This is a genomic window from Nocardiopsis sp. YSL2, from assembly GCF_030555055.1.
In the GTDB taxonomy this organism is placed as follows: Bacteria; Actinomycetota; Actinomycetes; order Streptosporangiales; family Streptosporangiaceae; genus Nocardiopsis.
On the sequence record NZ_JAMOAO010000001.1, the window covers coordinates 2,914,757 to 2,933,930 of the forward strand.

Consider the following 19,174-nt stretch of genomic DNA (forward strand, 5'->3'; position numbering starts at 1 on the left):
GGCTGGAGTGGGGCGACCGACGCCCCAGTCCGGCGCTCTACAAGCGCCTCAAGGACACCTTGGGCTGTCACCGATGAGGGCCTGCTGGCCGAGACCTACCAGTCCGACGAGGGACATACCGGAGGCCAGCCGATGAGCCTTCCCGCGGTGTACACCCCAGCGCAGGCCGCCGAGATCCTCCAGTGCCGGGAGTCCTGGCTCAAGGACAAGGCCAAGGCACGCGCTATCCCGTTCCACAAACTCTCTGGCGAGTACCGGTTCACCGACGAGGACCTCGCCGAGATCATCCGCATCACCGCTGAGCGGCCCGAGGCCGAGCCGTCGCCGCCCGCCCGCGCGACGGGGCCCCGCACGAAACGGCCCACCGCCGCCACCACACCGCCGACCGCTCCGGAAGCCACCCCGCTGCGGCCGCGACGGCGCCTCACCATCCCCGCCGCCGGGTGACCGGCGGCCCGGCCCCACCAGGAGAGGGCCATGGCCACACAGACCCACATCACCGTCGACAAGCCCGCCCGCCTGCTCGCGCCGCACGAGGTCGCCGAGCTCTTCCGAGTCGACGCCAAGACCGTCAGCCGCTGGGCGCGACGCGGACTCCTCGACTCGATCCGCACCCCAGCCGGTCACCGCAGGTTCTTCGCGGACCAGGTCGAGGACTTGATCAACCGCCACAACACCGCCAAGTAGCGGCACAGCAAGGCCCCCGCCGGATGCGACCCGGCAGGGGCGAGGCCCCAACCCAGGAGACAGGGCCATGGACAACGTAGCCGACACCCGCGCGCCGAGACCGTGCGCGCCGCACACCAGCTCATCGTGCAGGCCGGAGCCGAGCTGGAGAAGCTCCTCACCCCGGCCCCCACGATCCCCGTACCGGCCGCCCCACAGGAGATGACCACCACGCAGCGGCAGGCGCGCACCCTGGCCGCCATCGCGAGCCTCGCGGCCTCCCACCCCGGACATGCCGCCCGTGAGCTGGACGATCTACGACCACGTCCCCGAACAGGCGATCGGCCAGGTCTCCAGCGAATCCGACGAGGGAAGCCAGCCGCGAGATCACCGCGTGGGCCACCGTGCTCGGTTCCGAGGTCACGCGGAAGCGCAACCGGAACGGACATGTGGACCCACGTGGAGACCACCGCGAAGTCCGGCGGCGTGGACATCCGCATCTGGGCGATGGTCGACCGGCGCCCCGAGGGGGCGAGCTCCGATGGCTGAGCGCATCCGCATCCAGTCTCGGCTGCGACGCACCGAGCCCGACACCCGCCCCGGCGCCAATCCCAGCGGACGTCGACGACCGCGCCCAGACCGTCCCTCGACGACACCGATCACGTCCTCGACCACATCGAAGAGGCCCTGTCGTGATCCACCACACCCACGCCCCGGACGCCGTCGTCGGCGACCAGGTCGACGCCCACATCACCGGCGTCGTCGAGGCCATCGAGCACGACGGACGCATCCTCATCCGCTACCCGACCACCGACGACAGCCACGCCTGGGTGCGCCTAGACCCGGCCGCCGCCGGGGTCGGAGTGTCCGTCGCCAACCACGGGGGGACCCCATGACCACCACACGCCTGCGTTCACGCGAGGCCGAGATCGCCGACAGGGTCGCCATCGCGCGAGCCCGCTGGCCACTCGGCTCCCACGTCGTCCACACCGCCACCGGCATGCGCGGCGTCATCACCCGCGACAAACGCCAGCCGGGTTCCCTGCGGCACCACCGGCGCCGACGAGGACGCCGCCTGGTCGGTGCTGCCGTCCGCGGCCGCCGCGCGCGGGGACGCCCGCCGCCCCGGCTGGGGCATCGCCGTCCACGTGACCTTTACCGAGGCGGGAACCACGTGGAACTCCTGGATCCGCACCGACTACCTGCGGCGGATGCGCCGCGCTGGGGGGCGGTGAGCGCCGTGAGGTACATCGTGATCGCCGCCGACGGCACCCTGACCGCCCACGACCGCGACCTCGACCTGCGATCCGAGGTCGGACCCGAGGGGCCCGCACGCGTGCGACTGGCCACCTCCGTGCTCGCCGCCGGGTGGACCAACGACGACGGCCACGCGCAGGGCTACCCGCGCAACACGGTCGGCTCCTGTGTCCTGCTCGCGCTCGGCGCCGTCGGCCTCCCCTACGCGGGTCCGGTGGTCCTCACCGGCTGGGACCCGATCCGTGAGATCCGCAGCCTCACCGACCGTGGCCTGATCGAGCGCACCCACCGGGATGTGCTCGTCGCCCTCGGGAAGGCCGAGCGCCCAGACGGGCCGCCGCCCACCCCGCGCACCTTGGCGTGGGAGTCGGACGTGCGCGAGTACGCCGGATGGGTGAAGGACGCCCCGGCGCCGACCATGCAACTCCTGCAGATGGACGGCCTGCGATGAGCGCCCCGCCGATCCCCGCGCGCCTCGCGCACCGACCCACCGTCGGCGGACTGGTCGTGCCATGGGTGTCCCTGGAGTCCGACCGCGGCCACCACCTCGGGCAGGTCTCCGAGGCGCGCCGGGTCCGCGCCCTGCAGATGCACCAGTGCCAGATCGACGGCGAGCCGCTCTACACCGACCGGTACGTCCTGCTCGGACGCGCCTCCGACCGGGCCCGGGGATACGTGATGGAGCCCGGCATGCACCCCGAGTGCGCCGCCTACGCGATCAAGGCCTGCCCGATGCTCGCCGGGTCCATGGACCACTACCGCAAGCGCCCCGTCGACATGTCCGCCCGGACCTGCCCGGACCCCGACTGCGGGCACGGCTTCCTTCCGTCGCCGGACTCGGCGGTCCGCGCGGGCCGCCCCGCCGACACCTTCTTTCAGGTGTGGGCTGAGGCCAGCGACTACGGGTTCGCCGTCACCCAGGCGGGCTTCGCCCTCGTCTGGCCCAAGGCCCCATTGAGGATCCGAACCATCGCTACCGGCGCGCACCGCGCTGCCCTGAACCTCATCACGAAGGAGTACTGACCATGTCCCGGACGTCAAGCTCACCTGGCGCGCGAGCGGGGAAGCCCACGCCAGGAAGTAAGGGAGGAGAGGGCCCCCTGGGGGGATCCAGCCCGAAGACCCGCCCTGCGTCCGGTTCCCAGGCCGGACCGGAGGCCCCCATCGCTCCCGCCTCCGGTCCGGCCACCCCACACGTGGAGGCCGGCCCCAAGGACCTGACCGGTTACCAGATCGACGTTCTGTTCCGCCCGATCGACCCCGCCCGCGTCCAAGTCCACCGGGGCAACGCCCACCTGCAGGGGTGGGACGTACGCCGATCGCTGATCCGCATCTTCGGGTTCGGTGGATGGTCCGTCGTGACGCTGGAGTCCACCTGCATCCGCGACATGGCCCGGACGATCCCACCCAGCGAGGAGTCCAAGGGCGGAACGCGGTTCTGGGCGACCTACCGGGCCCAGGTGCGCCTCATCGTCCGCACCGTCGACGGCCGCGTCCTGGGCTTCTGGGACGACGGCGCCGTCGAGGAGGCATCCAAGCAGGTCACCCATGGGGCAGCCCACGACCTTGCACTCAAGGCCTCGCTGACCGGCGCCCTCAAGCGCGCCGCCGTCAACCTGGGCGACCAGTTGGGCTTGAGCCTGTACCGCAAGGGCCCCGACGACCTCAAGGCGCAGGCGTCCGTCATCTGGTCGATGGCGCACCCGCCCAAGGACTTGGAGATCACCCAGCAGACCGGGCCCGTCGACGTGCCCAGCAACGAGGACGACGCCCTGCTTATGGACACCCTCATCCACGACATCGTCGACGCCCCCGACCACGCGACGCTCAACGCCATCAGCCGCCGCGTGAACGAGGAGGAGCGGGCCGGACTCGCGCCTGAGTGGGCGGACCAGCTCAAGGGTGCACTCAAAGCCCGGCTCGTTGAGCTCACCGCCGGTCCGACTCCGCAGCAGGCTGCTGCCGCCCAAGACGCCGCCGCAGAGGCACCCCAGACCCAGCCGTACCGAGGAGGAGGCCGCAATGCCTGACCTGTCCCACCCCGCCCGTGTCGCCGCGCTCCGCGTCCTCAAGGACCGGGTCACCGCCGAGTACGACGGTGCCCGCACTGACGCAGAAGCCCACTTCAAGGACATGCGCAACACCTGGGGCGTCAAGAGCCTCGACGTGCTCATGCCCGCAGGCGAGTCCGCCGGATCCCTGACCATCAGCGGCCCGCGCCGCAAGGTCACGTGGCACACCGAAGCGCTCGTCGACCTGGTCGAACGCACCGCCCCGGCCGAGCTGGTCGAGGAGATCGACCCGGCCGCACTGGAGGACGCCGACCTGCTCGACGTCATCCGTGAGACCCGGCCCGACCTTCTCCGCCGGTCGGTGCGCAAGGCCTTCATCAAGAAGCTCGACGAGGCCCTCTCCGACGACGGCCACCTCACCGACCACAGCACCGGCGAGGTCGTCAAGGTCGCCGACGTCGACCACACGCCGGTCACCGGCGCGTTCACTTTCACGCCTGGCGACCGAGCGGAAGAGGCCGTGCTGGAGGCGTGGCACCGCGGCGAGTTGGCCGGCGTCGGCGAGTCGCTGGTGCCGCAGATCGAGCGCACCCCCGAGCCCGCGCCGACCGACGAACCCACCGGAACGCTTCCCCCAGGAGGCCAGTCATGACCGTCTTCGCCCTCACCTTCGGCAGCGGCCTGCTCTGCGGCGCGGCCGTCCTGGCGGCCTTCATCTGGTTCGCCACGGCGGCCCGCCAGGACCAGAAGCAGATCGAGCTGTACCACCTGCGCAACGAGAACCGCGGGCTGCGCGAGGTCAACACGAAGCTGTCGATCCGGTGCGGCCACTGCGGAACCGGCCGGGCCGTGCCCGCCGACCGGCAGACGGGGGGCACCCTGTGAGTGCCGAAGACCGACTGCGTGCCCTCGCCGCCGAGCGGGGCGCGGTTGTCCTGACCGAGTGGGCGCCCGAGCGGCTGCTCGACATCGTCCGCGAGCAGCGTGCGCGCCAGGCCGCCACGGGCCGCGCCGACGCCCACATGGACGGGCACGCACACGAGATCGCCGCTGCCATCACCGAGATCACGGGCGTGGCCCCTGACGACGTGACCGCCGTGCTGCTCGCGATGGCCAGCCAGGTCGGCACCTTGCTCGTCGCCCACCAGCGCAGCGCTGACTCCACGGTCCTGCACCTGATGTGGTCGGTCGCCGACTACGTGGACCGAGCCCAGCACCGGCCAGACGATGGCCGCACACCGGGCGCGCCCTGCTGCCGGTGTGGGCAGCCCTCGCCGTGCTCGATCTCCCAGGGAGGCCGCTGATGATCGACCGCACCTGGAGGCGCATACACCGCCGGATCCTCGACACCGAGATCAGCGTGCACGAGTACGCCGCGGGATGGCGGCGGCACTTGCTCGGCACCGCCCTGCATGAGGACATGCCGGGCCACCCCGAGCGCATCGCCGACATCGACCCCGAGGGCCAGGACGAGTTCGACGACATCGTCATGGCGGCCCTGGACCGGGACCTGTTCTACCTCATCATGCGTACCGGCTGGGGGCGATGACCATGGCACTCGAACACCAGATCCGCCAGGCCGACCGGCCGGAGAAGCCAGCCCGGACCTCCGACTTTCAGGGGCGAGAGCGGGCGCTGTGCGCCGGATCCGACGCACCCATCCCCGCGCAGGAGGAGGACGCCGCGCGGTGGATGGTCCGCCGCCTGGCCAACCGGCACGACTGCCCGGGGACCGCCGAGCAGTGCGGCGACTGGGTTGCGCACCGGCGCGACGTCGCCGCCGCCTTGGACGTGATCGCGATGCTCGACATCGCCGACGAGGCCCCGGCCGAGCCCGCCCACGAGAAGCCCGCTCCGAAGCGGCGCCAGACCGCGCCGCCGAGCCACGGCACCCTCGCCGCCTACCAGCGGCACATCAGGAACCGCGAGACGCCCTGTCGCACCTGCGAGCGCAAGGTCGGCTACAAGCCCGACGAGCCCGAGCCCGAGGCGCGCGCCTACGACGTCGCCGAACTCGCCGACATGCCCGAGTCCACGCTGACCGCCGTCCTGGAGGCCGGCCAGCACCCCGCCGAGAGGACCGACTCCGATGCCGCATAGCCACGTCAAGACCGGGCGGACACCGCCCGTCGAGAACACGGAGGGGACGCGATGACCCGGCACATCGTCCAGTACTCCGGCGGTATCGGGTCGTGGGCTGCCGCCATGCGCGTCGCCGAACGCTACGGCACGGACGACCTGGTGCTGCTGACCGCCGACTCGCGCGCGGAGGACCCCGACCTGTGGCGCTTCGTCGCCGACACCTCCCGCCACCTGGGAGTGGAGCCGGTCATCGTGTCCGACGGCCGCACGCCCTTCGAGGTGTTCCGCGACGTCCGATTCCTCGGCAACTCCCGGCTCGCGCCCTGCTCGCACCTCCTGAAGCAGGCGCCCTGCCGCCGGTGGCTGGAGGCCAACGCCGACCCGGACGAGACGGTCCTCTACGTCGGCTACGACCACACCGAGGAACGACGGGTGCCCGGCACCCGGAAGGGCTGGGAGCCCTGGCAGGTCCAGTTCCCGATGACCGAGCCGCCGCACCTGACCAAGGACGACATGTTCGCGTGGTGCCGCGACCTCGGCATCACCCCGCCCCGCCTGTACCGGTGGGCCGACCACAACAACTGCTGGGGCCGGTGCGTGCGCGCCGGCAAGAAGCACTGGTCGGCCCTGTGGGCCAACGACCCCGCCGGGTTCGCCGAAGCGGAAGCCGCCGAGCAGGGGATCCGTGACCACCTGGGCAAGCCCGTCACCATCCTCCGGGAGGTGCGCCGCGGCGAGGCCCACTCGCTGACACTGGCGGAGCTCCGCCAGCGCCTTGAGAACGAGGCGGAGGTGCCACGGTGAGCGAACGCCCGCACGGATTCATGCGCGCCAAGGCCGACCGCTGTGGCTGCCCGGTGTGCCACGAGGCCCTGCGCGCCTACGAGAACCGCCGGTCGCGGCTGATCGCCTACGGCCAGTGGAAGCCCTTCACGGACGCCGCACCAGCGCGCGAGCACATCCGGCGCCTGAATGAGAGCGGCATCGGCTGGCAGCAGGTCGCCCGACTGGCCGGGGTCAGCAAGAGTTCGGTGTCCGGCATCCTCTACCCGCGCGGCCGCCGGGCCCCGGCAAGCAGAGTGCGGCCGACCACCGCCGCGGCGATCCTCGCCCTGGACATCGACCTGATGCAGCACGCGGACCAGCTCGCACCCGGAACCGTGGTGGACGCGACAGGGACACAGCGCCGTCTCGCTGCGCTCATCAGGATCGGCTGGTCACAGCGCCGTCTGGCCGCCCTGCTGGGAACCCAGCAGCCCACGATCAGCCGGTGGCTGCACGCCACCCGGGTGTCGCTGGCCACCCACCAGAGCGTTATCGACCTCTACGACCGGCTGTGGGACACCGCGCCCCCGCAGGCGACGCCTGGCCAGCGCGCTGCCGCCAGCCGGGCCCGCCGGTTCGCCACCGAGGCAGGGTGGCCGCCGCCGATGGCGTGGGACGACGACGAGCTCGATGACCCGGCTGCTCAGCCCCAAGGGGCTCGGGGGGTGGCGGCATGAGGGACCTGCGAGACCAGGCCTGGCGCGACGACGCCGCCTGCCGGGAACTGCCTCTCTGGCTGTTCTTCGGGGCACCGGGTGAGCGCGGTGACCAGCGCGAGAGCCGCGAGGAGAAGGCCAAGGACGTGTGCGCTGGCTGCCCGGTGCGGACCGAGTGCCTGGACGAGGCGCTGGAGGGGTCGCCGACCGAGCTGTGCGGGGTGCGCGGAGGCCTGAACGGCGACGAACAGAAGGCCGTCCGCCGGCGCCGCATCCGGGCCGCGAGAGCGAGGTCCGCCGCATGACCGCCATCCGCGAGTTCCTCGCCGCCCGCCCGTACCTGAACCGTGGGTCCGTGCGGCCGACGGGTGAGGGGGCGTGCGTCATCTACTCCTACACGCACGACGCCGCCCCGGACGACACCCTGCCCACGCTGGACGACATCCAGGCGTGGCTGCCCGAGTGGCGCGCGGCCCTGGACGCCGGCGCCCGACAGATCCACCGCATCACCAAGGTGGAAGGCCTGGACTACGCCACCCTCGGCGGTCACATGGGTGGCAAGCCGCTCGTGGTCCGTGTCCTGCCCGCCATGCCCGACGGGGGGTGGCACCGTGGCAGCCGACGTTGACGATGCCCTCGTGGAGGGACTGCGGGTGGCGGTGCCGCTGCACATCCTGCAGCTCACCGGACACTCGCGCGCCGAACTCTTGGCCATCGCTGCCGGGGCGGGCCAGGAGGCCGGCCACAAGGGCGACAGCCTCCAGTTCCCCGCGAAGTCCACGGCCGGACGCCGGACCACCGCGCACGCCTTCAACGCGCTCGCGCGTGGCCTGGCCGCGGCCGCCCACCTCCACGGAACCTGCGATGCGTTCGGCGTGCACTGGTGCACTCGCGACCACGCCGGATGCCCGCGCCGCCCCGACCCCGCCAGCGGCATCCGCCCGATGGGCTACCAGGAGATGGCCGACCGGGCCGTCGCGATCCTCGACGACTTCGAGCAGCTGCTCGGGCCGTCCGGCACCCCGGAGCGGCCGGACCGCACCATCGACGCCGTGCTCGCCGCCCGCCCCTCGCTGGCCGCCGGCCGAGTCGAGGCGGACGGGTCCACGGTCACCTACACCTACGCGCACGGCGCACCCGAGCGCGACCTCGTCGACGCGGCCCTGCACGGCCGCGGTAACCCGCCCCTGCGGTGGGTCAAGGACTGGATGGCCGAGTGGGTGCTGTGGTTCGACGAGGACCGGCCCGAGCGGACCTACCGCTACCCCGACGGGCTGTCCCACATCACCCTCACCGGCCACCTCGGCGGCCAGCCACTCACCGTCCGCGCCGTCCCCGCACCGAAGGAAGGGCCCGTGTCCGAGCCGCACCCACTGATCACCCAGCTCAAGGCGGCCCGCACCGCCATGGGCCTGTCCGTCGCCAAGCTCGCCGCCCGCGGCGGCTACAGCGAGCAGACCATCCGCTCCTGGGAGTCCGGCAAGTCCGCTCCCAACCTGGACAACCTCGACGACTACGCCGCCGCCGTCGGCCTCGACGTAGTCCTCCAGCCCACCGCCCACACCACCACCGAGGACGCTGCATGAAGCTCAAGATCGACCCGAAGCTCGGCTCGGCCGCCGAGGCCGCCCTGGAGCCCTACGTCGCCAAGCTCTACACCACACCCGGCCTGCGCATCATGGCGATCGTCGAACTCAAGCAGGACGACAAGAACAGCCCTGCCCCCGACAGCGAGGCCGGACTGTGGGTCAAGGCCCGCATCGCCTCCGTGGAGGTCGCGCGCCCTGAACAGGAAGACACGATCCGCGAGGCCCAGCGGGCCCTCTTCCTCCAGCGCACCGCGACCGGAACTCTCACCGAGGACGGCCAGGTCGAGCTGGCCGAGCAGACCCTCGCGCTGACCGGCGGCATGCTCCACGCGATCGAGGCCGCCCGCCTCACCGCCTCGATGAAGCACTGGGGCGCCTACATCCGCAGGGTGAACCGCACCGAGCAGCTGACCATGACGGAGCTCCGGCACGAACTCGACACCGTCGCCCAGGGCCTGACCGAGGCGCTCGACCACGCCCGCGACGACGAGGTCGACGGCGAGGCGGGCATCTGATGGGCGCCATCCAGACCGTCGTCAACCAGTTGGCCGACCTGTCCCGCGAACTGGACAAGGCCGTGGCCAAGCTCGGCGAGCTCGACGCCACCCGCATCGCCGCGGAGGGCGACTACAAGATCGCCTACTCCCGCGCGTTCCGGAACGCGTCCGGGTCCGTGGAGGACCGCAAGCAGCAGGCGACCGAGGCGTGCGACGCCCTGTGGCGTACCTGGTCGCTGGCCGAGTCGACCGTGTACGTGCACAAGGCGCACCTGCGGGCGCTGCATGCCCGCGTGGACGTGGGCCGGTCGATCTTCTCCGCGCACAAGACCGAGGTCGGTCTCGCGCAGATGGGAGGGGCGCCATGAACCGGCTGCGCGAGTGCGGATCACCGCACACCCACGAGGGCGTCGAGGTCGTGTGCGGCCGAGAGGCCGGCCACCCGCCCGGGAACCACTACACCTCCGCGCACGGCGGGGTGTCCTGGCCGACCGAGATCGGCGTCACCGGCCGGGAGCTGGTCTGGGAGGAAGAGGTCACCTTCTACCCGGACGGGTCCGCAGTCGTCTCCCTGGCTACGGCCGACGGCCGACCCACCGAGCTGAACCTCACCGCGGCCCGGCGCGAGGCGCTCATCGGCGCGCTGCTGATGCCGGGTGAGACCGCGTGGGCGGACGAGGACCCCGAACTGCTGCCCGCGCGTCGCCGCGGCGCGCACCGCCGCCAGAAGGAGGCCAGCCGTGGTTGAGGTCGTCTACCGCGCCACCAAGGCCGCGACATCCATCTACTCGACCGCGTTGAAGCAGGCCGTCGAGGACCGGAAGGCCGCCCTCGCCGCGTTCCTCGACAAGCAAGGCTGCCACCCCGACACCGAGGTCTACGCCCATGACGAAGGCACCGGGCGGGTCATCGGAGTCCGGAACAGCCACCCTGACGCGACTCCCTATGGGTGGCGCGTCGACCGGCGGCACCCTGACGCCATCGTCCCGAACCTGCGCACCAAGCACGGCAAGAAGATCGACGAACAGCTGGCTGGGATTCCGCACGCCAACGGCCGCCGTCTCCTGCCCGGCGAGATGCCGGACCACTGCCTCGCAGGCCACGTACTCATGCACCCCTCCGTCGAGGTCCTCGGTGGACACCTGTACGTCGGCTGGCCCAAGGAGCTTCCCGACAAGATCGCGACCCAGCTCGGCCTCGGCGTCGTGTGGGAGGAAGTGCCGTTGTCCACGTACTACCTGGCCCGCGAGGCCGCCGAAGTCGAGGAGGTCGGCCGTGGCTGACGTCAAGCTCCCGTACCGCTACACGGATGAGGACGGCGACGAGATGGTCGTCGACTCCGGGCGCATCTCCCTGGCCAAGGGCAACCGGGTCGCGATCGTGAAGGTCCCCGTCGGGCTCGACGCCGTGGCTCTGGTCGAGGCCGTTCTGGCCGCCGCCGGGCTCACCGGGTACCGGGTGCTGTCGCCCGACGAGGTCGAAGCGATCGCTCGCGCGAGTGCACGCCATGCCGCCCTGAACATGCGCCACCGGTCCGCCCAAGCCGCGGTGGAAGCGCCTGGCACCCCGTATACCCCAGCCGAGGCCATCACCGCCCTGTCGGTGCTGCCCGACGACGAGGCCCCGGCCGCTGACGACGAGGTAGAGGCGCTCCGCGAGCAGCTCGCCAAGGTGACCCGCGACCGGGACCTGGTCGTGCGAGAGCTCGGCAAGGCGCTCACCTCCGAACGGGCCGAGCGCCTGACTGTGCGGCAACAGGGAACCGCACATCGGGTCGCTCAGCTGGAGAAGGACATGGGGCGGCTGGAGCGTGACCGCGCCGAAGACCAGGCCCGACTCGCGCTACTCGACGACCGCGTCCGCAGCGCTGAGGCCGAGCTGGGGCCCGTCGTGTGGTCTGACGAGGCTGCCCCCGGCGGGTACGTGTGCGCTGCCCCTACGCCCAGCGGCATGTGCGGGCAGCCCATCGAGTCCGAGCCGTGCCGGGAGCACGCGCTGGCCGGCCAGCTGGCCGCCGTCATCGACCGCGTCAACGCCCTGGAGGACACCGACCGCGGGGAGAAGGCGCCCGCCGGGACCCCGACGCGCGCCGACGTCGAGCCCAGCGACGACGACGAGTACCGGCACTGCGGGGCGACCCGTGAGCTGCCCAGCGGCGACGAGTACGCGTGCGCGCGTCGGATCGGCCACGACGGCCGATGCAGCCCGCACCGCGACCGCGCCGAAGGCGGTGAGGGCGAGTGAACCCGCACCGCCGCTGGTCCCCGTCCTGGGGCCAGGCCGTCCTCGCCGGCATCTGCTCGTTCGTGATCACCCTCGCCCTGATCCAGGCCGCGCTCGGGCCGCGCGGCCCCGTCGACCTTCTCCTGGTGGTGACCCCATGACCGTCAACCAGCGCCTACGCCAGCAGAGGCTGGCCGAGACCCTGCTCGCGCTCGTCGTCGAGGACGCCTCGCCCGCCGAGTGGACCCTGTCCGCTGACGAGCCGGGCCTGTACGGGCACGTGTTCGCCGACAACGACGAGCGCGCCCAGCTCGAAGGCCTGGCCGCATGGCAGCGGGTCCTCGGCGCCGGGCCCGTCACCCACGCCGTAGCAGGCGACTACGACCACCTGAGCATCACCGGCAGCTACGACGGTGTGCCCGTGGAGGTCATCACCATGATCCCGACCAAGCGGAAGGCCACCTCATGACCGACAACCGTGCGCACCACCGTCACTTCACCGACGCCATGGACGCGCTCCTGAGCGGAACCCTGCTCGACCCTCCGGCCCCGGCCGGACGTGACTGGGTGGCCGAGGTCCGCGCGACCACGTCCATGGACGAGATGAAGGACATCGCCCGCGACTACATGCAGGCCAACGGCGGCACCGGCCACGGCATGCCGACCGAGCTCTCCGTGGCGTTCCGCGAGCACGGCGACGCCCTGAGGAAGCAGGCCGGACAGTGACCGGCGACCTGGAGCCTCCGGCCTTCTACCTGGAGTGCCGGGCCGACCGCATCGCGGTCGCCCGCGTGCTCCTCACCCGCATCGACCGGCAGCGCGTCCGCGAGACCGACCCGATCGCCCGCCGGCGCCTCGACCGCCGCGCCGCCCGCCTGTCCCGCTACCTGCGCGACCACGGCGCCTGACCACCTGGAGGACCACATGGCCACCGAGCCCCGACAGATCACGGTCACGCGGTACGTGTGCCCCTACTGCTCTCGCGGCCACGCCAAGCGGTACCCCGCCACCGTCCACATCGGCCGGTGCTGGAAGAACCCCGACAACCACGGCTGCAAGACCTGCATTTTCCACACCCCCGCCGGAGGCAAGAGGGGCGGCTGCATCCCCGGACAGGACTGCGACCGCAACGTCACCGACGAGTCCTGCGGACAGGGGATCGACATCACCGGCGGGCTGAAGACCCACTGCCCGGACTGGGAGACCGCGGACACGCTCCCGTTCTGACACGGCCGGCCCCGACTGACCTGACGAACCTGACCATCTGGAGGACGACATGGCCAAGGCCAAGAGGATCGAGAAGCGCCCGGACCCGCGGGACGCCCACGTCCGCGACTACGAGCAGCACGTCGCTGAGGCCGAGCGCCTCGCCGACCGAGCCCACCACTACACCTATGGCGACGGCGGCGACCCGGTCACCGGCGCCGCCCTGGCCGCGGAAGGCCAGATCCACGCGACCCTCGCGCTGGCCGCCGCCCACATGGCCGCCAGCCCGCGGTCGCGCACGTGGGGCGAGGCCACGCACGTGGTCAACGTCCAGGCCCCCGGCCCGGACGGGCTGGCGGCGGCCTCCGCCGTGGTGCGGGCACAGCGCCGCATCCCTCGCTCGCAGACCTGACCCACTGACCCAGGCGCCTGCCGCGTGACACGACTCCGCGGCGGGCGCGGACCACACGGAAACGAGGACGTATGAAACCTGTCCGCATCGAGGTGTTCGTCGAGTCGGGCCTCGAAACAGTCTGTGACGTCGTCGAGGTCGATCGCGCCCAGTGGGAGGCGATGACGCCCAAGGAGCGCGACGACTTCCGGACCGAGTCGGCGGTCGTTCACCAGAACAATGTGGCGCCCTGCGGGTCCCGCCTACTGCCGCCTGACGAGGAGAGCTGAACGGCCCTGCCGTGGCTCACTCCCGACACCCGAACCACCTAGGAAGGAGGCCCGCGATGTGGGTACGCCGCCGCGATCCATCCCAGCAGCAGAAGTGCGACCTGCCGACGCGTGAGGTCACCTGGTCCCTGCCTGCGCCGGTCGACGGCTCGGACAGCACGCTCCCGCACAGCCACACCGAGACCCTCGCCGACGGCGACCAGGGCGACCTGTGGAGGTGCGACACCTGCCGCGCCCTGTGGCGCCTCGGCGACGCCTGCGACTGGTGCGACCGCTACGGCTACCACGACCGGGGCGTGTGCACGATCGGGCTGCGGTGGCGCCCGGCGACCGTCTGGCAGCGCGTCCGGCACTGGGGTCGCTGATGGCCCGCATCCGATCCACCAAGCCGGAGTTCTGGTCTGACCGCAAGCTCGCCCGGTCGCTGAGCCGGGACGCCCGCCTGCTCTACATCGCCCTGTGGAACTTCGCCGACGAGCACGCTCGTGTGCAAGGTGACCCCCGATACATCAAAGGCCAGTGCTTCCCCTACGACGACGACTTGGACGACGTCGCCATCGACGGGCTGCTCGCCGAGCTGGCCGCCGCCGGTCGAATCGTCCCGTACGTGGCGGACGGCGACCCGTACCTGTTCCTGCCCAAGCTCTCCAAGCACCAGCGCCTGGAAGCCGCGAAGGTCCCGTCGCGCCTGCCCGCGCCGGAGGACGCCGACCCTACCGAGCCCGACACGGACTCGTCCGAGCCCCGCGCACACGAGTCCGCGCGCGGCTCGGACGAAGCGGGGCGCCGCGAATCGGACACCCGCGACGCCCCGGAGGGCGCTCCGCAGGAGTCCGCGCCCGGCATGCGGCCGCCCCAGAGCGGCCCGGCGGCCGCCCACGAGCCCACCAACGGGACGCCCACGGCCGAACCCGACCAGGGGCAAGAGAACACGCAGGTCAACGGCTCTACGCAGATCGGCGCAGACGAGTCCGCGCCGCGCGCAGACTCGCCCGAACAGATCAGCGCTTTTGCAGGTGGCAGGTGGCAGGTAGCAGGTGACAGGGAGCAGGGGGGTGCGGGGGGAGGCCCGCACGCCGCCGACCCGGCCGCGCAGGAAGACCCCGACGCTCGCTCCGCTCCCGAGCACGACCCCACGACCAAGGCCGTCATCGCCCGAGAACGCAACGCCCGCTTCGGTGAGTTCTACAGCGCCTACCCGCGCAAGGTCGGCCGTAAGGCCGCGGAGAAGGCGTTCAGGACAGCCGTGAAGACCGTCGACCCGCAGGTGATCATCGACGCCACCCACCGGTTCGCCACAGCCCAGGCGCGCGCAGACCCCAAGTTCATCCCGCACCCGGCGACCTGGCTGAACCAGGGCCGCTGGGACGACGAGGACCACCCCGCGCCCCTGGCCGCCCGCAACGGCCGCCAGCCCTACCGCAACCAGACCTTCCAGGGCGACCCCGACCCGTTCCCGCAGGCGGGCTCGTGGATGAACGGAGGAACACATGTCTGAACCCACCACCCTGACCACCAGGGGCGGCGACCTGTTCGCCCGCCTGTCCCGGATCATCGCCGAACGCGGCGAGGACACCACACCCGGCGCGGTCGCCGACGGCCCGTCCCCGGACGAGCCCGGCCACCCCGAGTACCACCACCGGCAGCGCGTCCTGTCCGCGCTCGGCCGGTTCGACGCCGCCTGCCCGCCCCGGTACACGGGCGCCACCACCGACCACCCCGGCGTGCTCGCGTGGGCCGACCAGGTCGCCGCCTCACCCACGACCGCGCCGTCGCTGCTGCTGTGGGGCAACACCGGCACCGGCAAGACCCACGCCGCCTACGCCGCGATCCGCCGGATCGCCCTGTCCGGCCCGCACCGGTTCGGATTCATCGGGTCGACGTTCCCCGACCTGTTCGCCGCCCTGCGCCCCGGGGCCGGTGACGGCCTGGAGCGCGAGCGCCGGATGCGCCGCATCATGACGATCCCGCTGCTGCTCCTGGACGACCTGGGCACCGCGAGCGACTCGGTGTGGACCGAGGAGATCACCTACCGGATCGTCAACCACCGCGACACCCACATGCTGCCCACCGTCTTCACCAGCAACATCCCGCCGGGTGGCCTGGCCCAGGTGTGCGACGACCGCATCGCCTCCCGGCTGCTCGGCATGACCGTCCGCTACCACTTCGACGGCCCCGACCGGAGGACGACGTGACCGAGCACATCGAGGACGGCATCGCCCGCCACGCCTACGCCCAGGGCGAGGACCCCGTCGAGCACGCGGTGCGCCGCGCGGCCATCGAGATCGAGGTCGCCGACGAGGTCACCGTGAGCCGCCTGGAGGACCCGGCGGCGTGCCCCATCTACGGGGCCACGCCCACGGCCGAGTCCACCGCCCGCCGGATCATCGGCCGCCTGCTCACCCTCGGGTGGACCCAGCCCGCCGCCCAGGCGCCGGCCCCGACGAAGGGAACCGCCATGACCGCCGCCGACCTCCACGAGGAACTCGGTGTGCTCATCGCCGAGGGCCACGGCCACCTCCGGGTGACGCTGACCGATGTCGACCCGGGCGGTACCGGCGCCGTGTACGAGCCGACCGAGGTCGGCCTGCTCCTCGGCGACGACGACGTCGACTGGATCGAGATCGACCTGACCGCGGCTGACACCGCTGAGGAGGCGAGTCCGACGTGACCACGAGGGAGCAGGCCCGCGCCGAGGCCATCGAGCTGATGGCCCGCCGCGTCGCTGAGCGCGACCACACCGCCTACGCCGACCGCGCCGACCCGGAGCCGTTCGCCGAGTCGCTGTTCGTCGAGCTGGCCGCCCTGGGGTTGCGGTTCGTGCCAGCTGTGCGGCCCGTGCCACCGGCCGCCCACCGCCCCGGCAAAGGCCCGGCCACACCCGAGCAGGTGAGCGGCTACCTCACCCACCTCCGCAAGAAGTTCCCGAAGCAGGGAGACCAGCCATGACCATCCACGACAAGATCCGCACGGCCTTGGAGCCGCACACCGTCGATGACCACCAGCTCGACGTGATCATGCGGGTCCTGGCCCCGCACCTGCGCCGCCCGGCCGAGCGGCCCTCGTCGTTGACGTTCCTCACTGTGGAGGAGGTTGCCGAGCGTCTGCGCCTGTCGAAGATGACCGTCTACCGGATGTGCCAGTCCGACACCATCGCCTCGGTCCGCATCGGTCGCGCCTACCGCATCCCGATCGTGGCCGTCGAGGCCCTGGAGGCCATGGCTGAGGGGAGTGCCGAGTGAGCGGCCACCGCGAGGCAGCCGAGCAGCAGCTCGCCGAGGCCCCGAAGGAGACCGACCCGGCGTGGGCGCTGGCCCGTGCGCAGATGGCCACGGCGCACGCCACGCTCGCCCTGGCTGAGGAGATCCGCGACGCCCGCACCCCTTGCCCGTGCGAGGACGACGCCTACGACGACTGGCCCATGGATCCCCCGGCGCGCCCCGTGGCTGACGTGAAGGACCCCGACCTGTTCGGCGACGTCCCCGACGGCTGGCCCGACCGGGTCCGCCGTACCACCGACGCCACCATGGCGCGCCGGCCCGGCATGAAGGAGCAGCCGTGACCTACCAGACCCCGATCGCCACGCCCGGCCTGGCCGCGTTTGTCCGCGAGGTCGACGCCGAACGGCAGCGACAGCTCGCCACGTGGGGCGACCAACACCACCCGGACGGCACTGGCCCCGACCACGCCGTGTTCGGTGTCCGGTTCTCTGAACTCGCCGAGGCGCTCAAGGGCCACAACGACTACGTCCGGGACGCGAGTAGGTGGCGGGGGATGGAGGTTCCGGGCATGGATCTGATCCCGTCGCCGCCCGCGCCGAGGACCCAGTGGGCCCCCGTTCTCCTGGAAGAGGTCGCCGAGGCCCTCGCCGAGAGCGACGCCTCCACGCTGCGCGCCGAGCTGATCCAGGTCGCTGCCGTCTGCGCCGCGTGGGTCGCCGACATCGACCAGAGGGGCAGCCGATCATGACCCTCCCCACCTACGACGACGCCTTCGCCCGCGCTCGCGATCAGGTGCCGTTCTCGAACGGTACCGAGGGCCTCGACTGGGAGGCCCGCTGGTGCGCGACCTGCGTGCATGACGTCGACGGTCAGGCGATGACTGGCCCCGGCTGCCCGCTGCTGATGGTCGCCCTGTCCCGTCGCACGCCGGCCGAGTGGACCGAAGGACCGCGAGACGAGAGCGGCCACTACTCCATCCGCGACCAGTACCGGTGCGGCAACTACGAGCAGACCCCTGGAGGAGGTGCCTGATGGGACGTGAAGTGCGTCGAGTGCCGGTCGACTTCGACTGGCCGCAGGGCGAGGTGTGGAAGGGGTTCCTCATGCCTGAGGAGCTCAAACTTCCGGAATGCCCCGATTGCGACTACGGCAAGGGCTACTCCACCGGGTACAGCCCGGAGGCACACGCCATCACCGACACCTTCTACCCGCACCAGATCGTGCACGCCGGGGCGTGGCTCGGTGCCCGCGAGCACGCGGACCGGCTCGCCTGGTGCGACAAGCTCGGCCAAGCCGAGGTCGACAACCTCGTGGCACAGGGGCGGTTTCGGGAGCTGCGCCGCCGCGAGCCGACTGAGGAAAACCCGCGCGACTGGGAGTGGGTGAGTGTTCCGCGCACGGCCGAGGAGGTCAACGCCGCCAACCGGGTCGGCGCGCGCACGCTCGGCGACAACCTGCACCACGACGCCATCAACCACAAGATCCTCGTGCGGTTCCGCTGCGAGCAGCTCGGTATCCGCGTCGAATGCCGCACCTGCGGCGGCGAGGGCGACGTCGGCACCCCCGAGCAGCGTGCTGCCCACGAGGAATGGGAGCGCACCGGACCGCCCGAGGGGGATGGCTGGCAGCTCTGGGAGACCGTCTCCGAGGGCTCCCCGATCAGTCCCGTGTTCCCCACCGCCGACGCGCTGGCTGGGTGGATGTCCCACCCCGACCGCGGGAGGGACTGGCTGCCGCCGCCCGCCGCCGCGAAGTTCGTCGCCGCGGGCTGGGCACCCAACGGGTTCTTCACGCCCCAAACCGGCCTCGTCTCCGGCACCGAGTACGTCGGCCACCACTCCGAGAAGGAATCGCCATGACCACTCTGGACGATCGCCTCTCACGCGAACAACTGTTCGAGCTGCGCCACCGGGCCAATGAAGGCGACACCCTGACGGTGCCCGGTGCCAACGGCGACCTCATAGTGACCGCCACCGCCGTGCCCGGCGTCTGGCACATCCGCGACAACGACCCGATCCGCGTCGAGCTGATGGAGATGCTCTTCAACTGGCGCGTCACCATCGCCTTCATCCGCCACCCGATGCTCATCGAGGGCGGATGGTGCTACTTCGGTCGCGGATGGGACGTCTTCCAGCGCGCCGTCCAAGCTGCCCACGCCTTCGACCCCGCTGCCCAGGCCGCGCCCGAAGGCTTCGACAAGGAAGCGCTCCCGTGGCTGGGAGGCGGTGCATTCCGATGACCCCAGAGGAGGCCCGCGTC

40 protein-coding genes are annotated in these 19,174 nt (G+C 71.8%); 39 read left to right on the forward strand and 1 reads right to left on the reverse strand.

The features are described 5' to 3' along the window. Window positions 1-132 precede the first annotated feature (132 nt). From M1P99_RS12610 to M1P99_RS12620, 3 genes are all read left to right on the forward strand, one after another. Complete coding sequence (locus tag M1P99_RS12610; RefSeq protein WP_304452836.1) at window positions 133-447, forward strand: helix-turn-helix domain-containing protein; 315 nt, start codon at window positions 133-135, stop codon at window positions 445-447. Window positions 448-477: 30 nt separating this feature from the next. Further along, entirely contained in the window at window positions 478-687 is a 210-nt protein-coding gene (locus M1P99_RS12615; protein WP_304452837.1) for a BldC family transcriptional regulator, read from the forward strand. Between the two features lie 671 nt (window positions 688-1,358). Beyond that, complete coding sequence (locus M1P99_RS12620) at window positions 1,359-1,562, forward strand: hypothetical protein (RefSeq protein ID WP_304452838.1); 204 nt, start codon at window positions 1,359-1,361, stop codon at window positions 1,560-1,562. Window positions 1,563-1,579: 17 nt separating this feature from the next. Here the strand turns inward: M1P99_RS12620 and M1P99_RS12625 are convergent, their stop codons facing one another. After that, window positions 1,580-1,861 carry a hypothetical protein gene (locus M1P99_RS12625; RefSeq protein ID WP_304452839.1) on the reverse strand — a complete coding sequence of 94 codons (282 nt, stop codon included), beginning with the start codon at window positions 1,859-1,861 and terminating at the stop codon, window positions 1,580-1,582. 45 nt (window positions 1,862-1,906) lie between these two features. Between M1P99_RS12625 and M1P99_RS12630 the strand changes: the two genes are divergently transcribed. The 36 genes from M1P99_RS12630 to M1P99_RS12805 all read left to right on the forward strand — a co-directional run bounded on the left by M1P99_RS12630 (window position 1,907) and on the right by M1P99_RS12805 (window position 19,154). After that, entirely contained in the window at window positions 1,907-2,374 is a 468-nt protein-coding gene (locus tag M1P99_RS12630) for a hypothetical protein (RefSeq protein WP_304452840.1), read from the forward strand. Beyond that, entirely contained in the window at window positions 2,371-2,946 is a 576-nt protein-coding gene (locus M1P99_RS12635) for a hypothetical protein (RefSeq protein WP_304452841.1), read from the forward strand. Before M1P99_RS12630 ends, M1P99_RS12635 begins: the two co-directional genes overlap by 4 nt. Before the next feature lie 173 nt (window positions 2,947-3,119). After that, entirely contained in the window at window positions 3,120-3,953 is an 834-nt protein-coding gene (locus tag M1P99_RS12640) for a Rad52/Rad22 family DNA repair protein (protein ID WP_304452842.1), read from the forward strand. Next, entirely contained in the window at window positions 3,946-4,587 is a 642-nt protein-coding gene (locus M1P99_RS12645) for a hypothetical protein (RefSeq protein ID WP_304452843.1), read from the forward strand. The genes M1P99_RS12640 and M1P99_RS12645 overlap by 8 nt, the downstream gene beginning before the upstream one ends. Further along, on the forward strand, window positions 4,584-4,820 hold the full coding sequence (locus M1P99_RS12650; RefSeq protein ID WP_304452844.1) for a hypothetical protein: 237 nt from the start codon (window positions 4,584-4,586) through the stop codon (window positions 4,818-4,820). The genes M1P99_RS12645 and M1P99_RS12650 overlap by 4 nt, the downstream gene beginning before the upstream one ends. After that, entirely contained in the window at window positions 4,817-5,239 is a 423-nt protein-coding gene (locus tag M1P99_RS12655) for a hypothetical protein (protein WP_304452845.1), read from the forward strand. The genes M1P99_RS12650 and M1P99_RS12655 overlap by 4 nt, the downstream gene beginning before the upstream one ends. After that, a complete protein-coding gene (locus tag M1P99_RS12660) occupies window positions 5,239-5,484 on the forward strand; it encodes a hypothetical protein (protein ID WP_304452846.1) in 246 nt (81 codons plus the stop codon). The genes M1P99_RS12655 and M1P99_RS12660 overlap by 1 nt, the downstream gene beginning before the upstream one ends. 2 nt (window positions 5,485-5,486) lie before the next feature. Continuing rightward, window positions 5,487-6,035 carry a hypothetical protein gene (locus M1P99_RS12665; protein ID WP_304452847.1) on the forward strand — a complete coding sequence of 183 codons (549 nt, stop codon included), beginning with the start codon at window positions 5,487-5,489 and terminating at the stop codon, window positions 6,033-6,035. 51 nt (window positions 6,036-6,086) lie between these two features. After that, window positions 6,087-6,821, forward strand: a complete 735-nt coding sequence (locus M1P99_RS12670) for a hypothetical protein (protein ID WP_304452848.1) — start codon at window positions 6,087-6,089, stop codon at window positions 6,819-6,821. Beyond that, on the forward strand, window positions 6,818-7,519 hold the full coding sequence (locus M1P99_RS12675) for a hypothetical protein (RefSeq protein WP_304452849.1): 702 nt from the start codon (window positions 6,818-6,820) through the stop codon (window positions 7,517-7,519). Before M1P99_RS12670 ends, M1P99_RS12675 begins: the two co-directional genes overlap by 4 nt. Continuing rightward, the gene (locus tag M1P99_RS12680) at window positions 7,516-7,803 is read left to right on the forward strand and encodes a WhiB family transcriptional regulator (RefSeq protein ID WP_304452850.1); all 288 of its coding nucleotides are present in this window, start codon (window positions 7,516-7,518) and stop codon (window positions 7,801-7,803) included. Before M1P99_RS12675 ends, M1P99_RS12680 begins: the two co-directional genes overlap by 4 nt. Then, complete coding sequence (locus M1P99_RS12685; protein ID WP_304452851.1) at window positions 7,800-8,126, forward strand: hypothetical protein; 327 nt, start codon at window positions 7,800-7,802, stop codon at window positions 8,124-8,126. The genes M1P99_RS12680 and M1P99_RS12685 overlap by 4 nt, the downstream gene beginning before the upstream one ends. After that, entirely contained in the window at window positions 8,110-9,084 is a 975-nt protein-coding gene (locus tag M1P99_RS12690; RefSeq protein ID WP_304452852.1) for a helix-turn-helix transcriptional regulator, read from the forward strand. The genes M1P99_RS12685 and M1P99_RS12690 overlap by 17 nt, the downstream gene beginning before the upstream one ends. Next, entirely contained in the window at window positions 9,081-9,602 is a 522-nt protein-coding gene (locus tag M1P99_RS12695) for a hypothetical protein (RefSeq protein WP_304452853.1), read from the forward strand. The genes M1P99_RS12690 and M1P99_RS12695 overlap by 4 nt, the downstream gene beginning before the upstream one ends. Next, the gene (locus M1P99_RS12700; RefSeq protein ID WP_304452854.1) at window positions 9,602-9,952 is read left to right on the forward strand and encodes a hypothetical protein; all 351 of its coding nucleotides are present in this window, start codon (window positions 9,602-9,604) and stop codon (window positions 9,950-9,952) included. Before M1P99_RS12695 ends, M1P99_RS12700 begins: the two co-directional genes overlap by 1 nt. Beyond that, window positions 9,949-10,332 (forward strand): hypothetical protein, encoded by a 384-nt coding sequence (locus M1P99_RS12705; protein ID WP_304452855.1) that lies wholly within the window; start codon window positions 9,949-9,951, stop codon window positions 10,330-10,332. Before M1P99_RS12700 ends, M1P99_RS12705 begins: the two co-directional genes overlap by 4 nt. Next, on the forward strand, window positions 10,325-10,867 hold the full coding sequence (locus M1P99_RS12710; RefSeq protein ID WP_304452856.1) for a hypothetical protein: 543 nt from the start codon (window positions 10,325-10,327) through the stop codon (window positions 10,865-10,867). The genes M1P99_RS12705 and M1P99_RS12710 overlap by 8 nt, the downstream gene beginning before the upstream one ends. Next, window positions 10,860-11,828 carry a hypothetical protein gene (locus tag M1P99_RS12715; protein WP_304452857.1) on the forward strand — a complete coding sequence of 323 codons (969 nt, stop codon included), beginning with the start codon at window positions 10,860-10,862 and terminating at the stop codon, window positions 11,826-11,828. Before M1P99_RS12710 ends, M1P99_RS12715 begins: the two co-directional genes overlap by 8 nt. Then, window positions 11,825-11,968, forward strand: coding sequence for a hypothetical protein (locus tag M1P99_RS12720; RefSeq protein WP_304452858.1), 144 nt, complete (start codon window positions 11,825-11,827; stop codon window positions 11,966-11,968). Before M1P99_RS12715 ends, M1P99_RS12720 begins: the two co-directional genes overlap by 4 nt. Further along, window positions 11,965-12,276, forward strand: coding sequence for a hypothetical protein (locus tag M1P99_RS12725; protein ID WP_304452859.1), 312 nt, complete (start codon window positions 11,965-11,967; stop codon window positions 12,274-12,276). The genes M1P99_RS12720 and M1P99_RS12725 overlap by 4 nt, the downstream gene beginning before the upstream one ends. Next, entirely contained in the window at window positions 12,273-12,533 is a 261-nt protein-coding gene (locus tag M1P99_RS12730; protein ID WP_304452860.1) for a hypothetical protein, read from the forward strand. The genes M1P99_RS12725 and M1P99_RS12730 overlap by 4 nt, the downstream gene beginning before the upstream one ends. Further along, window positions 12,530-12,715 carry a hypothetical protein gene (locus M1P99_RS12735; RefSeq protein ID WP_304452861.1) on the forward strand — a complete coding sequence of 62 codons (186 nt, stop codon included), beginning with the start codon at window positions 12,530-12,532 and terminating at the stop codon, window positions 12,713-12,715. Before M1P99_RS12730 ends, M1P99_RS12735 begins: the two co-directional genes overlap by 4 nt. Window positions 12,716-12,731: 16 nt before the next feature. Further along, window positions 12,732-13,034 carry a hypothetical protein gene (locus M1P99_RS12740; protein ID WP_304452862.1) on the forward strand — a complete coding sequence of 101 codons (303 nt, stop codon included), beginning with the start codon at window positions 12,732-12,734 and terminating at the stop codon, window positions 13,032-13,034. 49 nt (window positions 13,035-13,083) lie between these two features. After that, window positions 13,084-13,425, forward strand: coding sequence for a hypothetical protein (locus tag M1P99_RS12745; RefSeq protein ID WP_304452863.1), 342 nt, complete (start codon window positions 13,084-13,086; stop codon window positions 13,423-13,425). 71 nt (window positions 13,426-13,496) lie between these two features. Then, a complete protein-coding gene (locus tag M1P99_RS12750; RefSeq protein WP_304452864.1) occupies window positions 13,497-13,694 on the forward strand; it encodes a hypothetical protein in 198 nt (65 codons plus the stop codon). A 56-nt stretch (window positions 13,695-13,750) separates the two neighbouring features. Then, a complete protein-coding gene (locus M1P99_RS12755; RefSeq protein ID WP_304452865.1) occupies window positions 13,751-14,059 on the forward strand; it encodes a hypothetical protein in 309 nt (102 codons plus the stop codon). After that, the gene (locus M1P99_RS12760; RefSeq protein ID WP_304452866.1) at window positions 14,059-15,192 is read left to right on the forward strand and encodes a hypothetical protein; all 1,134 of its coding nucleotides are present in this window, start codon (window positions 14,059-14,061) and stop codon (window positions 15,190-15,192) included. Before M1P99_RS12755 ends, M1P99_RS12760 begins: the two co-directional genes overlap by 1 nt. Continuing rightward, window positions 15,185-15,889, forward strand: a complete 705-nt coding sequence (locus tag M1P99_RS12765; RefSeq protein WP_304452867.1) for an ATP-binding protein — start codon at window positions 15,185-15,187, stop codon at window positions 15,887-15,889. The genes M1P99_RS12760 and M1P99_RS12765 overlap by 8 nt, the downstream gene beginning before the upstream one ends. Continuing rightward, window positions 15,886-16,365, forward strand: a complete 480-nt coding sequence (locus M1P99_RS12770) for a hypothetical protein (RefSeq protein ID WP_304452868.1) — start codon at window positions 15,886-15,888, stop codon at window positions 16,363-16,365. Before M1P99_RS12765 ends, M1P99_RS12770 begins: the two co-directional genes overlap by 4 nt. Beyond that, a complete protein-coding gene (locus M1P99_RS12775) occupies window positions 16,362-16,643 on the forward strand; it encodes a hypothetical protein (protein WP_304452869.1) in 282 nt (93 codons plus the stop codon). The genes M1P99_RS12770 and M1P99_RS12775 overlap by 4 nt, the downstream gene beginning before the upstream one ends. 68 nt (window positions 16,644-16,711) lie before the next feature. Next, window positions 16,712-16,936, forward strand: coding sequence for a helix-turn-helix domain-containing protein (locus tag M1P99_RS12780; RefSeq protein ID WP_369696584.1), 225 nt, complete (start codon window positions 16,712-16,714; stop codon window positions 16,934-16,936). Further along, a complete protein-coding gene (locus M1P99_RS12785) occupies window positions 16,933-17,256 on the forward strand; it encodes a hypothetical protein (protein ID WP_304452871.1) in 324 nt (107 codons plus the stop codon). The genes M1P99_RS12780 and M1P99_RS12785 overlap by 4 nt, the downstream gene beginning before the upstream one ends. After that, window positions 17,253-17,663: a hypothetical protein gene (locus M1P99_RS12790; protein ID WP_304452872.1), complete on the forward strand. Its 411-nt coding sequence runs from the start codon at window positions 17,253-17,255 to the stop codon at window positions 17,661-17,663. Before M1P99_RS12785 ends, M1P99_RS12790 begins: the two co-directional genes overlap by 4 nt. Continuing rightward, window positions 17,660-17,947, forward strand: a complete 288-nt coding sequence (locus M1P99_RS12795) for a hypothetical protein (RefSeq protein ID WP_304452873.1) — start codon at window positions 17,660-17,662, stop codon at window positions 17,945-17,947. The genes M1P99_RS12790 and M1P99_RS12795 overlap by 4 nt, the downstream gene beginning before the upstream one ends. Continuing rightward, complete coding sequence (locus M1P99_RS12800; RefSeq protein WP_304452874.1) at window positions 17,947-18,774, forward strand: hypothetical protein; 828 nt, start codon at window positions 17,947-17,949, stop codon at window positions 18,772-18,774. Before M1P99_RS12795 ends, M1P99_RS12800 begins: the two co-directional genes overlap by 1 nt. After that, a complete protein-coding gene (locus M1P99_RS12805; protein WP_304452875.1) occupies window positions 18,771-19,154 on the forward strand; it encodes a hypothetical protein in 384 nt (127 codons plus the stop codon). Before M1P99_RS12800 ends, M1P99_RS12805 begins: the two co-directional genes overlap by 4 nt. Window positions 19,155-19,174: the final 20 nt, after the last annotated feature.

Coding starts and splice junctions, on each gene's coding strand:
- M1P99_RS12780 (WP_369696584.1), top strand. CDS start 16,712: ATGCGGGTCCTGGCCCCGCACCTGCGCCGCCCGGCCGAGCGGCCCTCG.
- M1P99_RS12695 (WP_304452853.1), top strand. CDS start 9,081: ATGAAGCTCAAGATCGACCCGAAGCTCGGCTCGGCCGCCGAGGCCGCC.
- M1P99_RS12750 (WP_304452864.1), top strand. CDS start 13,497: ATGAAACCTGTCCGCATCGAGGTGTTCGTCGAGTCGGGCCTCGAAACA.
- M1P99_RS12645 (WP_304452843.1), top strand. CDS start 3,946: ATGCCTGACCTGTCCCACCCCGCCCGTGTCGCCGCGCTCCGCGTCCTC.
- M1P99_RS12685 (WP_304452851.1), top strand. CDS start 7,800: ATGACCGCCATCCGCGAGTTCCTCGCCGCCCGCCCGTACCTGAACCGT.
- M1P99_RS12670 (WP_304452848.1), top strand. CDS start 6,087: ATGACCCGGCACATCGTCCAGTACTCCGGCGGTATCGGGTCGTGGGCT.
- M1P99_RS12745 (WP_304452863.1), top strand. CDS start 13,084: ATGGCCAAGGCCAAGAGGATCGAGAAGCGCCCGGACCCGCGGGACGCC.
- M1P99_RS12610 (WP_304452836.1), top strand. CDS start 133: ATGAGCCTTCCCGCGGTGTACACCCCAGCGCAGGCCGCCGAGATCCTC.
- M1P99_RS12660 (WP_304452846.1), top strand. CDS start 5,239: ATGATCGACCGCACCTGGAGGCGCATACACCGCCGGATCCTCGACACC.
- M1P99_RS12795 (WP_304452873.1), top strand. CDS start 17,660: ATGACCCTCCCCACCTACGACGACGCCTTCGCCCGCGCTCGCGATCAG.
- M1P99_RS12725 (WP_304452859.1), top strand. CDS start 11,965: ATGACCGTCAACCAGCGCCTACGCCAGCAGAGGCTGGCCGAGACCCTG.
- M1P99_RS12800 (WP_304452874.1), top strand. CDS start 17,947: ATGGGACGTGAAGTGCGTCGAGTGCCGGTCGACTTCGACTGGCCGCAG.
- M1P99_RS12700 (WP_304452854.1), top strand. CDS start 9,602: ATGGGCGCCATCCAGACCGTCGTCAACCAGTTGGCCGACCTGTCCCGC.
- M1P99_RS12680 (WP_304452850.1), top strand. CDS start 7,516: ATGAGGGACCTGCGAGACCAGGCCTGGCGCGACGACGCCGCCTGCCGG.
- M1P99_RS12665 (WP_304452847.1), top strand. CDS start 5,487: ATGGCACTCGAACACCAGATCCGCCAGGCCGACCGGCCGGAGAAGCCA.
- M1P99_RS12635 (WP_304452841.1), top strand. CDS start 2,371: ATGAGCGCCCCGCCGATCCCCGCGCGCCTCGCGCACCGACCCACCGTC.
- M1P99_RS12730 (WP_304452860.1), top strand. CDS start 12,273: ATGACCGACAACCGTGCGCACCACCGTCACTTCACCGACGCCATGGAC.
- M1P99_RS12740 (WP_304452862.1), top strand. CDS start 12,732: ATGGCCACCGAGCCCCGACAGATCACGGTCACGCGGTACGTGTGCCCC.
- M1P99_RS12705 (WP_304452855.1), top strand. CDS start 9,949: ATGAACCGGCTGCGCGAGTGCGGATCACCGCACACCCACGAGGGCGTC.
- M1P99_RS12805 (WP_304452875.1), top strand. CDS start 18,771: ATGACCACTCTGGACGATCGCCTCTCACGCGAACAACTGTTCGAGCTG.
- M1P99_RS12615 (WP_304452837.1), top strand. CDS start 478: ATGGCCACACAGACCCACATCACCGTCGACAAGCCCGCCCGCCTGCTC.
- M1P99_RS12765 (WP_304452867.1), top strand. CDS start 15,185: ATGTCTGAACCCACCACCCTGACCACCAGGGGCGGCGACCTGTTCGCC.
- M1P99_RS12760 (WP_304452866.1), top strand. CDS start 14,059: ATGGCCCGCATCCGATCCACCAAGCCGGAGTTCTGGTCTGACCGCAAG.
- M1P99_RS12755 (WP_304452865.1), top strand. CDS start 13,751: ATGTGGGTACGCCGCCGCGATCCATCCCAGCAGCAGAAGTGCGACCTG.
- M1P99_RS12650 (WP_304452844.1), top strand. CDS start 4,584: ATGACCGTCTTCGCCCTCACCTTCGGCAGCGGCCTGCTCTGCGGCGCG.